We start from the raw sequence: 15,468 nt of genomic DNA on the forward strand, positions 1-15,468 counted from the left end.
TCCACCCCGGCCGTTTTCCGTGGGAGCCCGGGGGAGGGCTCGACCTCGGTCCTGGAAATCGTGGGCCCTGAAAATTATTCACGTTGAGCGTCCACTGTAGGCGACCACTCGGCGAATTGTTGTTCCGGGTGGCAACGATCGCGCGGCCGGGGCGGGGGTAACGTGATCTCACTCACTCATCCGACTTGCAGGGCAAATCCGGCAATAGACCGATGTCACTGCACACCCGCGGAATTCATCCCCGATTTACCCTGGGGTGGTAACTTCCGGCGCCCGTACCGCAACGAGAGGGTCGAAGTATGTCCGACGCCGCTGCCCTGATTCCCGCGCAGGGTTCGGACTACGCTGCCGCCCTGGCCACACCGCCGGTCGACAATCTGCGCCGCCTCGGCGGCGAGATGTTCAACTGGACCGATCGCGACCCCCGGCGCGGCCCTTCGCTGCCCCGCGGCGCGCTCCTCTGCCATCTGATCGGCGGGCTCGCCGCCCCCGGCCGCGCCGTCCTCGTCGCCGGCCCGATCGCCGACGACCTGGTCACCCTGCTCGTCGACGGCGGCGCCACGGTCACCTGGCTGCTGCGCTCGCTGGTCGACGCCGAGGAATCGGCCCGCGCCCACCCCCAGGTCACCGTGCTCGCCGGCGCCGCGGTCAAACTCGACCCCGCCGAGACCTTCGACCTGGTGGTGGCCGTCGACGGCGTCGACCGGCTGAACTCGTCCGAGGGCGAGCAGATGGACGCCGGTCAGCTCGTCGACCGGCTCGCCGAGGCGGTGCGCGCCGACGGCGTCCTTCTCCTCATGCACGACAATCGCCTGGGCGTGCACCACACCGTGCGGCTCGAGCCCGGCTCGCGCGAGGCGCAGGACGCGGCGTGGTACCCCGTGGACGACCACGACACCCACCGCCCCGCCTCCCGCGAGCAGCTGACCGACCGGCTCGCCGGCGCGGGCCTCGCGGTCGACGTGGCGTACGCGGCCTTTCCCGAGCCGGGCGCGCCGACCGTGCTGATCGGGCCGGGCCTGCTCGGCAACGTCTCGTCGCCGCTGCGTCCCCGTCTCGGCACCGCGCTGTCGCAGGCGTTCGCCCTCGCCTACCGTGGCCGTCCGGTGCTCAGCGATCCGCGCGTGCTGGTCACCCGCGCGCTGCGGGCCGGCGCCGAAGAGACTGTGGCGCCGGCCTGGCTGATCATCGCCCGGGCGGGCGACACGCCCGCCGTCGACCCGCATGAGCTTCTGGTGGGCGACGCACGCGGCACTTTCGCGTACGAGGTGAGCACCGTGACCACCGTGCTCGAGCCGTTGGCGTCCCCGATCGAGCGCGAGGGCCTGCGTCGCGTCGCCGAGCCGCTCGCCGCCGGCGCCGACGACGGTTACGTGCTCGAGGAGCGGCTCCTCCACCTCTGCGCCACGGCCGGCCTGCGTCAGCTGCGGGTCGAGCTGGGCCAGTACGAGTCATGGCTGTCCGGTCAGGCCGTCGACGGCGCCCTCGCCGGGCCAATGGCGCTCGCCGACCTCGCCGACGTCATGGTCGCCGCCGACGGCCCGGTGCCGCTGCCGACCCGCTGGGCGCCGATCGAGCCGATCGCGTACGAGACCGCCCTGGTCCGCGCGTTCTGGGCGTTCGCCGTCCAGCTGATCACCTCGGCCCGGCCGCACCCATGGCCGATCACGTCGAGCGCCGTCGAGCTGACCTCGACCCTGCTCGGCATGGTCGGCCGCGGCGTGACCGACGATCAGCTTCGAGCCGCGGTGGATCTGCACGTCAGGCTCGAGGCCGCCGAGTTCGAGCTCACGCTCGCCGAGCAGGACGCCCGGCGACTGCAGCTGCTCGCGGTCACCGCCGGCACGGGGAGCGTCGACATCCCCGGCTTCCGCGAGCTGACCGAGGCGCTCTGGCGACAGCGCTACGAGGCGAGCCACCTGCTCGCGATGATGGAGTGGACCGAGCAGATCATCCAGTCGCGCGACAACACGCTCAGCAAGCTCGACCTGGAGATCCAGTTCTACCGTCGCCGCTTCGCGGGCAAGGCCCTGATCGCCGGCCGCCATGCGTACCGGCTCGCGGCCCGCGACGGCAAGAAGGCCATCAAGCGCCTGCTGCGCCGCTAGCCGAGCCGGGCGCCGCCGGCGTACCCGGCGCGGTGATCGTCGTACCTGGCTGTTCTACTCGGCCCCACCCGGTAGGGAGGGGCCGAGTCAACCACTCGGGTCTGACAGTTTCTGGCCGTTATCCACAGCCGGGGTCTGTCGGCGTCAGATCAGGTCCCAGGTCAGCGGGGTGCCCTTCTCAGCGTCGGCGGTGAAGGTGCGGCCCAGGACCGAGCCGATGGCGTCGGGCTCGAGGCCGCCGGTCGGGCGGATCGAGCGGACGTTCTCGGGCGTGACCCTGTCGCCGGCCTTCACGTCGGCCACCACGTAGAGCGAGCGGCGGAACCGCAGCCCCTCCTTCTCGTGCTCGGTCGAGCCGATGTGCGTGGTGCCGAGCGCCTGCCAGGCCCGCTCCGACTCCTCGCGCAGCAGCTTGAGCTCGGCCGGGTTGAGCGAGAACGCCGAGTCGACGCCGCCGTCGGCCCGGTCGAGGGTCACGTGCTTCTCGATCAGGCAGGCGCCGAAGGCCACCGCCGCGATCGGGACGCCGATGCCCAGCGTGTGGTCGCTGAGGCCGATCGGCAGCTCGAGCATCTGGGCCAGCACCGGGATGCGCCGCAGGTTGGTCTCCTCCGGCGGGGCGGGGTACGAGGCCGTACAGCTCAGGACCGTGACCTCCGAAGCGCCCGCGCCCTGGGCGGCCTCGACCGCGGCCGCGATCTCCTTGACCGACGCCATGCCGGTCGAGATGATCACCGGCTTGCCGGTGCTCGCGGCCAGGCGGATCAGCGGCAGGTCGGTGATCTCCGAGGACGCGATCTTGTACATCGGCGCGTCGAGCTTCTCGAGCAGGTCGATGGCGGTCGGGTCGAACGGGCTCGAGAACGGGGTGATGCCGAGCTCGCGAGCCCGGTCGAAGATCGGCTGGTGCCAGTCCCACGGCGTGTGGGCCCGCTCGTACAGCTGGTAGAGGTACTCGCCGCCCCAGAGCTCGTGGCCCTTGGAGAGTCGGAACCGGGGGTGTTTCACGTCAAGCGTCAACGTGTCGGCGGTGTACGTCTGGATCTTGATCGCGTCGGCGCCGGCGTCCGCCGCCGCGTCGACCAGCGCCAGAGCCCGGTCGAGGGAGCCGTTGTGGTTCCCGGACATCTCCGCGACGATGTACGGCCGCTTGTCGGGCCCGAACTGTGCCATTACTTACCTCTCTCGGTCCAGACGATCGTTTTCATCTCACCGTCGACGAGTCGCTCGTAGCGGCGCGTCTCCTTGAAGCCGAAGCGCCGGTGCAGCGCCAGGACCTGCTTGTTGTCGGCAAGCGTCTCGCCGCCGAGGGTCTCCAGCCCGAGGGTGCCGAACGCGTACTCGACGGCCTCTTTCTCCAGGCGCATCCACGCGGGCAGCAGCCGGTCGCCGAGGCCCACCGTATCCAGGTAGAACGACCAGGTGTTGCCGTCGAAGATCACGACACCCGCCGGAGTGCCCTGGTCGTCGGAGTAGATCAGGACGTCCGGCCATCGCTTCTCCCACCAGCGCGCGTGCTCCTCCGGCTTGATCTCGTGCGTCGTGAGGCTCACGGCCCGCACCGACGGGTGGTTGCGCCAGGGAAGGATCAGATCGCGATCGGCGTACGCGGCAGGTCGAAGCACAACCTCAAATTATGGACGCGGACTGTGCCGGGTGTGGCGCAGAAGGAACCTCCCGGGAAACCAGAGGTGTCCGTTCGGGTTTCCGGCGCCTTTTCCCGGCCACCCGGTAGCCGGTCCTGAGCAGGGAGTACACGCCGTACGCCCCGGACGACACCAGCCGGTGCTTGAGACCGCTCATCCCGCTCGGCGGGTGGTACCCCTGCGGGCGGTGCCGGCGGTGGAGCGCGGCCGTCTTCTCGAAGAACCGCCGCCGGTGCGCGGGGTGCATCCGGCCGTCGTTGCCGGCCACCACGAGCAGGTGGCTGATCATCAGGGTGAACAGCCGGGCCCGAATCTCGGGGGAGACGGCGTGCGCGGCCACCCACTCCTGGAGGCGGTCGTACTGGTCGAAGGCCTCGAAGTGGCGGACGCTGCGGGTCGCGGTGATCGCGCCGAGGCGGCCGACGCGGTAGTGGTAGCAGACCCGGTTCAGCGCGGCGATCCGGTCGGCGGCCAGCAGGACGGGGTGGCTGAACGAGACGTCCTCGTACCACCCGGGGCCGAAGCGCAAGCCGTTGCGCCGCAGGAACTTGCGGCCGGCGATCCGGTTCCACGCGGTGTGCTGCACGCCGAGCATGCGCTCCAGCGCCGGCTCGCCGGCCAGCAGATGCGAGCTGGCGTCGACCTTGCGGCGGCCGTCCTCGTGCACCCGCAGATGGTCGATGAGCAGCACGTCGGGGCGCTCGGCGTCCAACGCCTCCAGCACGGCACGGACCGAGCCGTCGGGCAGCCGGTCGTCGCTGTCGACGAACCACACGTAGTCGCCGGTCGCCTCGGCCAGACCCGCGTTGCGGGCGAGCCCCAGCCCGACGTTGTGGGGCAGGTGCTCCACCCGTACGAAATCGTGCCTTGCCTGAAAATCGTCGAGCATCGCGCCGCACCGGTCGGGGGACGCGTCGTCCACGGCGATGATCTCGACTCGGGCGAGCTCGTCGAGGGTGAGACCGGCACGGATCGAGTCGAGGCATTCCATCAGGTACGGCTCGACGCGGTACACCGGCACGACGACGCTCAATCGCACGGACATCGAGCAAAGGTTGTGCACCCAGGTGAAGTTCAGGCGAACCCAAGTTGGCCGGAGCCTGCTTCCGAGAGCAATTCCTCACGTCCGGCCGTCCCCGGCCGATCCAAGGCCCGCAGAAGCAGGGTCGAGGAGGCTGGCGGATGAGCGTGCTCTGGTCACGGATCACGATGTCCGGCCGGGCGCTGGTCGCTTCGGCCGTGCTCACGTTCATCGCGGCGCTGTTCTTCGTGATCAACGCGGTCGACCCGGTGCTGCCGTGGTTCACCCTGTGGCTGCCGAGCGTCCTCGGCTCCCTGCTGCTGATGGCCAACTTCCGGCGTACGGCCCGGGACGAGCGCCTGCCCGAGCCCACCCGGCGGTTCTGGCGGCATCTGCTCACGGTGGCGATCCTGGTCGGGCTCGGGAGCTTCGCCCAGGCGTACAACATCGTCACCGCGGCCGATCCGGCCGGTCAGCACGTCAGCGCCGGCCAGATGGTCTTCGACGGCCTCGCGATCGTCTTGATCATCTACGCGCTGCTGCGGCTGCCGTTCGGGAGACAGAGCCGGGGCGAGCTGTTCCGCATCGCCCTCGACGCCGGCACGGTCATGCTGGCCTGCGCCGTCTTCGCCTGGCATTTCTCCACCCGGTACGCCCTGCACGGCGGCGACGAGAAGATCATCTACATCTCGCTGGCACTGACCACCCTCGCGCTGGTCGCCGTCTTCGCCGTCGCCAAGGTGGTGCTGACCCGGCCGGTCGGATACCTCGACCGGGGCGCGCTGCAGCGGATCGGCATCGCGGTGCTGATCGGCGCGGTCGGGCCCACCCTGCGTCCGCTGCTCGAGCCGTTCGACCCGCACCTGTTTCCCGACATCGTCAGCATGCCGCTGATCTTCTTCTTCGCGTCGTGGGCCGCCGAGCGCCAGCGCGCCGCCGACTACAGCCCGCGCCGCGGCGTACGGGAGCCCCGCCGCCGCTCGTTCAGCGTCCTGCCCTACGTCGCCATCGCCGCCGTCGACGGTCTGCTGCTCAGCGTCGCCCTGCCGGACAACGCCCCCGACCGCCGGGTCATCGTGATCAGCGCGGTGGTGCTCACCGCCCTGGTCGTGGTCCGCCAGATCACCGCGTTCCTCGACAACGGCCGCCTGCTCAACCGCCTCGACCACGGCGCCACCCACGACGCGCTCACCCAGCTGCCCAACCGCGCGCTCTTCCACGAGCGCCTCGACAAGGCGCTCGGCGCGCCCGGCGAGCGCTCGGTGGCGGTCGCCCTCATCGACCTCGACGACTTCAAGGAGGTCAACGACACCCTCGGCCACGAGGTCGGCGACCTGCTGCTGATCGCCGTGGCCCAGCGCCTCGACGCCTGCATCCGCGCCGAGGACACCGTGGCCCGGCTCGGCGGCGACGAGTTCGTGGTGGTGCTCGACGGCGCCGATCCGGCCGCGGCCGACCTCGCCGCCCAGCGCATGATCGAGGCGCTGCGCGTGCCGGTGGTCGCCGACGGGCACGAGCTGGCGATCCGGGCGAGCATCGGCATCGCCGACGGGCATTCCGGCGACGATCCCAGCCTGCTGCTGCGCCACGCCGACATCGCGATGTACGCCGCCAAGGCCATCGCGGGCACGGCGTCGCAGCACTTCACGCCGGCCATGGCGCAGGCCGGCACGGACAACGCCCACCTCGGGGCCGAGCTGCGCGAGGCGATCGACGACGGCCAGCTGTACCTGCTCTACCAGCCGATCGTGGCGCTGCCGGACCGCCGGGTGCTCGGGGCGGAGGCACTGGTGCGCTGGGCGCATCCGACACACGGCACGATGCCGCCGCAGACGTTCCTGCCGGTCGCCGAGCGAACCGGGCTGATCGTGCCGCTGAGCCGGTGGGTCCTGCGGGCCGCCGTCCGGCAGCTGGCCGACTGGACGGCCGCACACGGCGTGGACGCGCCGGGCGTCCTCAACATCAATGTCTCTCCGCGGGACCTGCGCGAGCCCGGGTTCGCGGCCTCGGTGGCGGCCCTTCTCGACGAGTACGGCATCGAGCCGCACCGCATCACGCTCGAGGTCACCGAGGCGATGCCGGTGGACCCGCACGAGTCGGCGACGACGTTGTCGGCGCTGCGGTCGCTGGGCGTACGCGTGTCGCTCGACGACTTCGGAACCGGGCAGTCGACGCTGACCATGCTGCACGACTACCCGATCGACCAGCTCAAGCTGGACGGCTCGTTCACCCAGGCCGCGCGGGCTCCGGTGGCCGCGACCGTCCTGCGGCTGGCCGACTCGCTCGGGCTGCAGACGATCGCCGAGGGGGTGGAGACGCCGGATCAGGCCGAGCGGCTGCACGAGCTCGGCTACCGGTCGGCGCAGGGCTTCCTTTTCGCGCATCCGCTCTCGCCAGAGGAGTTCGGGGAACTGCTCACCTCGCCGTCGGCGGCCTGAAGCATCCTTCCGGGCGGCCGATCACGTCTCATAGATGTGAATGTGCCGATATCTGCTGTGGCGGTGCTGCTGGCCTCGCTCGGCGCCGTCCCGTCCACCCTGTCTCCCTCCGCCTCCCTGCCGCCTGGCCCGGCCCACACGGTGACGCTGCTGACCGGCGACGTCGTCACCGTGAGCGGCGGACCCACCGGATGCCCGGCGGTCAGCGTGCGCCCGGCCGCCGCGAGCGGCGTCCTGCACCGCAGCTGCGGCCCCGACGGCCACGTGCGGGTCGTGCCGGCCCGGGTCGCACCGCTGATCGGCGAGGTTCTCGACCCGGCGCTGTTCGACGTGACCACGCTGATCCTCGACGGCTACGACGATGCCCACACCAAGGATCTGCCGCTGATCGTCCGCAACCCGGGCGCCTCTCTCGCCCGGGTTGCCGGCGCCCGTTCGCTGCCCAGCATCGACGCGGTGGCCGGGCGTTGGGCGAAGGGCGGCGGGCTTCCCGCCGTGGCGGGCTCGGCGCGCCTCGCCGGACCGCCGCCCAAGGTGTGGCTCGACCGCCCGGTGAAGGCCACCGCCATCGGTCACAACCTGACCCAGATCTCCGCGCCGCGGGCCTGGAGCGCCGGCTGGACCGGCGCCGGCGCCAAGGTCGCGGTGCTGGACACCGGCGTCGACGCCACCCATCCCGACCTGGCCGGGCGCGTCGCCGAGGCCGAGGACTTCACGGTCGAGGGCGGCGACGCGGTCGACCACTTCGGCCACGGGACGCACGTGGCGTCGATCGTCGGGGCCGTGGCGCCGGGCGCGAGCCTCGTCGTCGGCAAGGTGCTCGACGACGAGGGCGGCGGCACCGACTCGCAGGTCATCGCGGGCATGGAATGGGCCGCGACCCGCGCGCCGGTGGTGAACATGAGCCTGGGCGGCTGGGAGCCCAGCGACGGCAACGACCCGCTGTCGCTCGCCCTCGACGCCGTCTCCGACCGGACCGGGGCGCTGTTCGTGGTGGCAGCCGGCAACGACGGGCCGGGCGACTCGACCATCTCGTCGCCGGCGGCGGCCGCCAAGGCACTGACCGTCGGCGCCGTGGACGGGACGGACGTGCTCGCGGACTTCTCGAGCCGGGGGCCGCTGGCCGGCAGCCACGCGGCCAAGCCCGACATCGTGGCGCCGGGGGTGGACATCGTGGCCGCCCGGGCGGCGGGCACCGCGATGGGCGAGGTGATCGACGACCGGCACGTCGCGGCATCGGGGACCTCGATGGCCACGCCGCACGTGGCGGGGGCGGCGGCACTGCTCGCTCAGCGGCATCCGTCGTGGCGGGCGGATCAGCTCAAGGCGGCGCTGGTCGGAGCCTCCGATCCGCTCGCCGAGGGGGATCTCTACACGAGCGGGGCGGGGCGGCTGAACGCGGCGAAGGCGCTCTCGGGTGTGGTCGGCGGGCCCTCGCTGTCCTGGACCAACACCGGCGCCGCGGCGGCGGACGTCGCGCTTTCCGTGACGGTTCGCGATCGCCACGGGGCCGCGGCGCCGTCCTCGGCGGCTTCGCTCTCGGCGACGCGGCTGTCGCTGGCGGCCGGGGCCACGGGCGGCGTCACGATGACCATCGACCGGGACGGGCTCGCCGCCGGGTATTACACCGCTACGGTTGCGGCGAGCGTCGGGGGAGCGGTCGTTGCCCGTACGCCGACGGGGTTTTATGTCGAACCCCCCGGTCATGACCTCACCGTGCAGACGACCACCATCCCCGGGATGCCGGAGGGTGCCGACGGGTTCTTCTTCCTCCAGGTGGTCAACCTCGACGATCCGGCCGTGTTCGCGGCGTCCGACGGCGGCGACCTGGGCGGCACGCTCACCTTCCACGTGCCGGACGGGCGGTACAGCGTGATGGCCTCGTTCATGTCGTACACCGACGGCGACGAGCGGGCGGCGCTGGCCGGCGATCCCGACATCGCCGTCACGACCGACACGACGCTGCGGTTCGATCTGTCCAAGGCGCTACCCCTCGCGGCGGGCGTGTCCGGTGTGGACGCGTCTCTGCGCGCCGCCGGCCTCACCTACGTGCAGTCGGGCCGGCGCGGGCAGGCCTGGAACGACTTCGCCTTCGGCTGGGGCGACGCCGCATCCCACGTCTTCGTCCTGCCCGACAACGACGGCGCCGGGATCGGAACCTTCCGAACATATGGCGGCTTCGGGCTGGAAGCGGGGAACGGCGATGTCTACGACCTGGTTCACCCGTTCGGCAACACGCTCCCGGCCGATCCGGTCTTCACCGCCTCCCGGGACGGCCTTGCCCGGATCGAGCAGCGCTTCCATCAGATCGACATTCCCGACTCCGTGACCGGCCACAAGCGCTACGGCTTCAGCCCCGAGGGCCTGTTCATCGCCGAGCACGAGACCGGCCCGGTTGCCGGCGACCGCACCGACTACGTCACCCCCGGCGTCAAGTGGGTCGACGAGGCCTTCTGGAACGGGACAGTCAGTCAGGAAGGCCTGCGCAGCTACGCGCCGAACAGCCGGCAGCGGAAGACGTGGCTGCGGCAGCCGCTGCACTCCGACTTCTTCGACGATCCGGGCGGTTCCCCCAGCGGCTGCGTGCCCGCCCAGCCGTCGCGCACCAGCGGCAACATGCACGTCGAACTGGTCACGCTCGCCGACCAGCACGGCCGCTTCGACTGCCTCGCCGGCGGTTTCGACCTCGACCTGGGCGTCACGCTCCGGCTGGATCGCAACGGGCAGCTGGTCGGGGAGGCGCACGACTCGATCGCCGATTTCGCGGTCCCGAGCCGCCCCGCGAACTATCGGCTCACCTTCGACGTCGACGCGAGCCGGGCGTTGCCGGTCTCGACCCGTACCACCACCTCGTGGACGTTCCGCTCGTCCGCCGGCGCGAGTCTCCTGCCGCTGCTCTCGATCGACTACAACCTGCCGCTGGACGCGGCAAACCACCCGTCGGCGTCCGGCCAGGCGACGTTCTCCATCCTTCAAGCCCATGGCGTACGTCGTCAGGCGATCACCCGCTGCACGGTGGCGACCTCGCTCGACGGCGGCGTGACCTGGCAGCCCGCCGCGGCCCAGCGCTCGGGCGACGGGGTGTACCGGGCCCGGTTGCCGAAGCCGGCGGACGGCCGGACGATGTCGCTGCGGGTGACCGCCCAGGGCAGCGAGGGAAGCGGCATCGAGCAGACCGTCATCGACGTATACCGCTGACGCTTCGTTGACGCTTCGCTTTGGCGCGATGAGCCGGCACCGCCGGAGACGTGGATCACAGTGCGCCGCGCGTCGGCGGCGGTGCCCCCGGCTCGTACGCTGATCCGAGCATTTCTCATACGGGGGCTGTGCCATGGGCAAGGCGCGTTCGGCCGCCGGTTGAAGCGTCGGCTGGGACGGGGCGCGCCTTGGCCCGGGGGTCGTGCGTGGTCACTGTGGGTGGCGCCCGTTGCGGTGGGGTGGGTGGCTGGGCTGGGGTTGCCATGGCCGGGGGTCGTGCGTGGTCACCGTGAGTGCGGCCCGTCGCGGTCATCGGGTGGTTGCCGTCGCCGGCTTCGCGCCCGGCTCGGCCCGGCTGCCGCGACCGCGGGTGGAGATCTTGATAAGTGGCGGTTTGCCGCGAACGGGACCTCATCACCGCTAGCGGCCCTCGATCAACAGCTGGTCGATATAAGTGGATATTCCCGTCGCTCGCCCGGATCTTTCCCGCAGCGTGGGGCCCTGCGCCCATTGACCGGGACACCCGGCCGGTCTTTGGGAAGTGCGTCCCACAGACCGGCCGCGACCGCCACATCGCGGGATCCCCGAGGCTCAGCGCGACGGGCCGCACCCACCGCACCCACCCACGACCCCCGGCCATGGCACGCCTCGCCCAGCCACTGATCACCGCAAGATTTTTGGATCACCCGGCGGCCCACAGACCTCCCCCGCCCCGCACCTCTGGGTGGGGACGAGTAGAACAGCCGGGTACGACAAAATCCGGGCGCCGTCCACAGGCGGCGGCCGACGACCCCGACCTCCGATGGTCTCCAACTAGGCCGTTCGCGCGTCGCGGCGGCGGCGTGCCTGGCGCTGCACCTTGGCGTCGACGCCGCATCCGTCCATCGTGCACCAGCGGCGGCTGCGGTTCTTGCTGGTGTCCACGAACAGGCCGATGCACCCGGCCTCGGCGGCGCAGACCTTCACGCGGTCGAGCGGGCCGGCGGTGAGAAGCCGGACGGCGGAGACCGCCAAGGGCCACCAGGCGCGGCCGGGGTCGTCCCCATCGAAGCGCCAGTCGAAGCCGTCGCCGTCGGGGGCGAGCCGGGCGACGGCCATCGCTTCGGCGTAGCGCGCCTGCACCGTGGCCAGCGAGTCCGTGGGCGCGGCCTGGCCACGGCCGAGGGCCACGAAGACCTGGAAGATCGCCTCGCGGAGTCGCAGCGCGGTGCGCAGGACGGCGGGATGGTCGCCGGTCAGCCGCCGGGCGGTGGACTCGTCGAGCACTCCCGCGTAGCGCCCCCAGCTCACCAGGTCGGCGTAGGTGTGCAGGTATTCCTCGGGGCTCTCGGTGCCGCGGCCGTCGAGCGTGTTGGCGAAGTCGAGACAGGCGGCGCCGCCGAAGACGTCCAGGTTGGCGATATCTGACATTGATTCCACCAAAGCGTGTTTGACCCGCATCAGTCGGGTAATGTTTCCACTGAAATGAGCTTAGCCCGCATCACCAAACGGAGGGATCGTCCGATGCAGGAACTGGGCATGATTTCACTGGTCAACCGAACCGCCGGCAGCCTGAGCCAATCGGCGCTGCCGAACAGCCCGGTCGTGGTCGAGCGGCCGCCTGGGCGGCTGCGTGTGCTGGCGGCCGGCGCGCTGCACCGCCTGGCCGACCGCCTCGACGGCGGCCGACGCCCGCGACAAAGGATGGCGGCCGTCTGAGGCTCGCCTGGAAAGGACGGCGAGGGTGCGTCAATCGCAGTCGTGGGGCAGGTGGACCGGGAACAGCAGGTCGTCGAGGGCTGAGCGGGTCAGGGGCTCGGCGAAGTAGTAGCCCTGGCCCAGCTCGCAATTGCCGCCGGCCAGGGAGCTCAGCTGGCCGGCGTGCTCGATGCCCTCGGCGATCGTGGAGAGCTGGAGGGCCCGGCCCAGCTGGATGATGCCGTGGGTCAGGGCCGCGGCGGTCGGCTCGTCGACGACGTCGTCCACGAAGGACTTGTCGATTTTGATGATGTCGATCGGGAAGCGGCGCAGGTACGCCAGCGACGAGTAGCCGGTGCCGAAGTCGTCGATCGCCAGTCGTACGCCCAATGCCTTGATCGCCTCGAGGCGGCGCAGCGTCGCCAAGCGGTGGTCGACCAGCAGCGACTCGGTCAGCTCGAGGATCAGGCGGTCGGCCGGCAGGCCGCTCGCGTCCAGCGCCGACTGCACCACCTGTGGCAGCACGCTCTGCTCCAGCTGCACGGCCGAGATGTTCACGCTGACCGTGAGCGGGCGGCCCGCGCGGCGCTTGTTCCACTCGGCGACGCGCTGGGTTGCCTCGCGCAGCACCCACTCGCCGATCGGCACGATCAGGCCGGTCTCCTCGGCGAGGGGGATGAAGTCGGCCGGCGGGACCACGCCGCGGTGCGGGTGGTTCCAGCGGATCAGGGCCTCGACGCCGGTGATCTCGCCGGTGGTCAGGTGGACGATCGGCTGGTAGCGCAGCTCGAACTCGTGCCGTACGACCGCGCGCCGCAGGTCGGACTCGAGGTTGATGGTGGCCTGGAACTCGGCCCTCATCTCGGGCTCGAACAGCTCGAACTTGTCCTTGCCGTGCTTCTTCGCCTGATACATCGCCAGGTCGGCGTCGACCAGCAGCTCCTGGGCGGTGTGCTCGCCGGGCCGGCTGTACGCGATGCCGATGCTGGCGCTGACGAACGCCTCGGTGCCGTTCAGGTCGAAGGGCTCGCGCAGTTGCTCGAGCACGCGTACGGCGATCGGCGAGGCTTCGTCCGGCGAGGCCAGCCCGGGCAGCAGCACGGCGAACTCGTCGCCGCCGAGGCGCGCCGCGGTGTCGCCGTCGCGCATGCACGACCTGATCCGGTCGGCCACGCCCATCAGCAGGTGGTCGCCGGCGGCGTGGCCGAGCGAGTCGTTGACCATCTTGAAGCGGTCGAGGTCGATGAAGAGTACGGCCAGGGAGCCGGAGGCGAGCGTCTCCTCCATGCGGGTCTGGAACAGCGCGCGGCTGGGCAACCCGGTGAGCGAGTCGAGGAACGCCTGGTTCATCGCCTCGAGCGTGCGCGCGTCGGTCAGCGCGAGGCTGACGTGCTCGGCGAACGCCTTGAGCATCTCCTGGGCGGGCTTGTCCCAGTCGCGGGGCTCGCTGAACATGCCGACGGTGAGGCTGCCGACGGGCCGCCCGTTCTCGTGCACGGGGGTGGCCATCACCGAGCGCAGCTGCGCCTTGGTCATGGCGGGGATCGCGATCGGCGAGATCGCATAGTTCTCGACCATGACCAGCTCGTCGCCGAGGATGGCGAGGCCGGAGACGCCGCCGGCGGCCAGCGGCATGCGCTGCATGCGGTTGATGAACTCGGGCGGCACGCCGGAGGCGGCGGCCACCCCGCCGGTGGCAGGGTCGTCGCGGTCGATGAGGTTGAGGCTGGACATCTCGGCGCCGAGCAGCTCGCGGGCCGCGCCGGTGACGATCTCGAAGATCTTCTCGAGCGGGTTGCGGCGGGCGATCGCGCGCTGGATCTCGGTGAGCTTCTCGAAGAGGCGTTGCCGCTGCTGGAGCGAGTCGAGGAGGCGGTCGTTCTCCTCGGCGTACCGGCGCTCGGACTCGAGGCGTTGCAGCGAGCTGAGGCTGAGCTCGAGGACCCGGGCCATGCCGCGCAGCAGGGTGACCTCTTCGGCGGTGAACGCGGCGTCGCCGCGCCGGCCGAGGACCAGCAGACCGTTCCCCATGCCGGCGCCGGCTTCCTCGGGCGCGACCTGCGGGACGGAGCCGCCGATGGCGGCGAAGGTGACGGCGTACGGGTGACCGTCGAGCTCGAGCGTGCAGCGGCGGCCGGCGGCGATCTCGCCGAGGGCGTACGCGGGCACGGCGGCGGGGTCGACCCCGACCGCGGCGACCACCCCATCGTCGATCAGCAGCACGGCCACGTCGGCGTGGAGGGCGCGGGCGGCGCAGTCGACGGCAGCATGGTGCGCGGCCGGACCGCCGGGGCGGTCGGCGACCACGGCCAGGAATTCCGTCAGTTGCTGAGTCGCGAGCACGGCATGCAAGTCGGCCGTGGCGGAGCCCACTTGAGAGAATCCTGTGGCCGCCCGAGCGGACGCTCGCGGGCACGAAGCGGGCGCGATCTTCGAACAAACGGGCAGGCAGTTTGTCTGCTTCGAACCGTAAACAGCCGGATTGCGCCGCGAAAAACCACGCGCCAACCGGGCAAGGATGCAAACATCTTGCCCGGAAGGTGATGCGGACCACACGGTTTCGATGGTGTTACAAATAGTCCACGGTTAATCGAGCTTGGGGGTGCGGTTTGAATTCGGACGAGCGGCATCACCAGATCGTCGCGCTGGCCCGCCGCCACGGCGAGGTCAACGTCGCGAAACTCGCCGCGGAACTGAACGTCTCCGCCGAAACAATTCGCCGCGACCTGCGGCTGCTCGAAAAACACGGCCTGATCCGGCGTACGCACGGCGGCGCGTATCCGGTGGAGACCGCGAAATTCGAGACCGACCTGGCGATCCGCACCACCCGCGGGGTGCCGGAGAAACGCCGGATCGCGGCCGCCGCGGCCGGCCTGATCGGTGACGCCGAGACCATCTTCATCGACGAGGGCTTCACGCCCCAGCTCATCGCCGAGGCGTTGCCCACCGACCGGCCGCTCACCGTGGTGACCGCCTCGCTCAACACCGCGGCCTGGCTGGCCCAGTCGACCCCAGCCACGGTGCTGCTGCTCGGGGGCCGGGTACGCGGCCGGACGCTGGCCACCGTCGACCACTGGGCGGCCGGCATGCTCTCCGGTTTCGTGATCGATCTCGCCTTCGTCGGCGCGAACGGCATATCCCGCGAGGCCGGCCTCACCACCCCCGACCCGGCCGTGGCCGACATCAAGACGCACGCGGTCCGGGCCTCCCGCCGACGGGTCTTCGTCGGCGTGCACACGAAATTCGGCGTCCGCACGTTCTGCAAATTCGCCGAGATAGCGGAATTCGAAACCCTCATCACCGACACGGCGCTTCCGGTTTCCGAGGCGCACCGCTACGCGAGGCTCGGGCCACAGGTCATCCGGGTCTGACGCGGTTTT

General features: G+C 71.0%; 10 protein-coding genes. 5 read left to right on the top strand and 5 right to left on the bottom strand.

The window, feature by feature from the left end; all coding sequences use genetic code 11:
* Positions 1–299: 299 nt before the first annotated feature.
* Positions 300–2,108: a hypothetical protein gene (locus ACIA5D_RS30430; protein WP_396033747.1), complete on the top strand. Its 1,809-nt coding sequence runs from the start codon at positions 300–302 to the stop codon at positions 2,106–2,108.
* 144 nt (positions 2,109–2,252) lie between these two features.
* Here ACIA5D_RS30430 and pseI read toward each other — a convergent pair whose 3' ends face one another.
* The 3 genes from pseI to ACIA5D_RS30445 are packed head-to-tail and all read right to left on the bottom strand — an operon-like array spanning position 2,253 to position 4,799.
* Positions 2,253–3,281, bottom strand: a complete 1,029-nt coding sequence (gene pseI / locus ACIA5D_RS30435; protein ID WP_396033748.1) for a pseudaminic acid synthase — start codon at positions 3,279–3,281, stop codon at positions 2,253–2,255.
* Complete coding sequence (locus tag ACIA5D_RS30440) at positions 3,281–3,733, bottom strand: GNAT family N-acetyltransferase (protein WP_396033749.1); 453 nt, start codon at positions 3,731–3,733, stop codon at positions 3,281–3,283. The genes pseI and ACIA5D_RS30440 overlap by 1 nt, the downstream gene beginning before the upstream one ends.
* Before the next feature lie 4 nt (positions 3,734–3,737).
* Positions 3,738–4,799 (bottom strand): glycosyltransferase family 2 protein, encoded by a 1,062-nt coding sequence (locus ACIA5D_RS30445; protein ID WP_396033750.1) that lies wholly within the window; start codon positions 4,797–4,799, stop codon positions 3,738–3,740.
* 137 nt (positions 4,800–4,936) lie between these two features.
* Here ACIA5D_RS30445 and ACIA5D_RS30450 point away from each other — a divergent pair, with 137 nt between their 5' ends.
* Together ACIA5D_RS30450 and ACIA5D_RS30455 are read left to right on the top strand one after the other, a co-directional pair.
* Positions 4,937–7,213, top strand: a complete 2,277-nt coding sequence (locus ACIA5D_RS30450) for a putative bifunctional diguanylate cyclase/phosphodiesterase (protein ID WP_396033751.1) — start codon at positions 4,937–4,939, stop codon at positions 7,211–7,213.
* A gap of 42 nt (positions 7,214–7,255) precedes the next feature.
* Positions 7,256–10,411 carry a S8 family serine peptidase gene (locus ACIA5D_RS30455; RefSeq protein ID WP_396033752.1) on the top strand — a complete coding sequence of 1,052 codons (3,156 nt, stop codon included), beginning with the start codon at positions 7,256–7,258 and terminating at the stop codon, positions 10,409–10,411.
* Between the two features lie 813 nt (positions 10,412–11,224).
* Here the strand turns inward: ACIA5D_RS30455 and ACIA5D_RS30460 are convergent.
* Positions 11,225–11,821: a CGNR zinc finger domain-containing protein gene (locus ACIA5D_RS30460; protein ID WP_396033753.1), complete on the bottom strand. Its 597-nt coding sequence runs from the start codon at positions 11,819–11,821 to the stop codon at positions 11,225–11,227.
* A gap of 15 nt (positions 11,822–11,836) precedes the next feature.
* Here ACIA5D_RS30460 and ACIA5D_RS30465 point away from each other — a divergent pair, with 15 nt between their 5' ends.
* A complete protein-coding gene (locus ACIA5D_RS30465) occupies positions 11,837–12,109 on the top strand; it encodes a hypothetical protein (protein ID WP_396033754.1) in 273 nt (90 codons plus the stop codon).
* A gap of 30 nt (positions 12,110–12,139) precedes the next feature.
* Here ACIA5D_RS30465 and ACIA5D_RS30470 read toward each other — a convergent pair whose 3' ends face one another.
* Complete coding sequence (locus ACIA5D_RS30470) at positions 12,140–14,461, bottom strand: putative bifunctional diguanylate cyclase/phosphodiesterase (protein WP_396033755.1); 2,322 nt, start codon at positions 14,459–14,461, stop codon at positions 12,140–12,142.
* Between the two features lie 236 nt (positions 14,462–14,697).
* Between ACIA5D_RS30470 and ACIA5D_RS30475 the strand changes: the two genes are divergently transcribed.
* The gene (locus tag ACIA5D_RS30475) at positions 14,698–15,459 is read left to right on the top strand and encodes a DeoR/GlpR family DNA-binding transcription regulator (protein WP_396033756.1); all 762 of its coding nucleotides are present in this window, start codon (positions 14,698–14,700) and stop codon (positions 15,457–15,459) included.
* Positions 15,460–15,468: the final 9 nt, after the last annotated feature.

The organism is Actinoplanes sp. NPDC051513 (assembly GCF_044454685.1).
Taxonomy (GTDB): Bacteria; Actinomycetota; Actinomycetes; order Mycobacteriales; family Micromonosporaceae; genus Actinoplanes.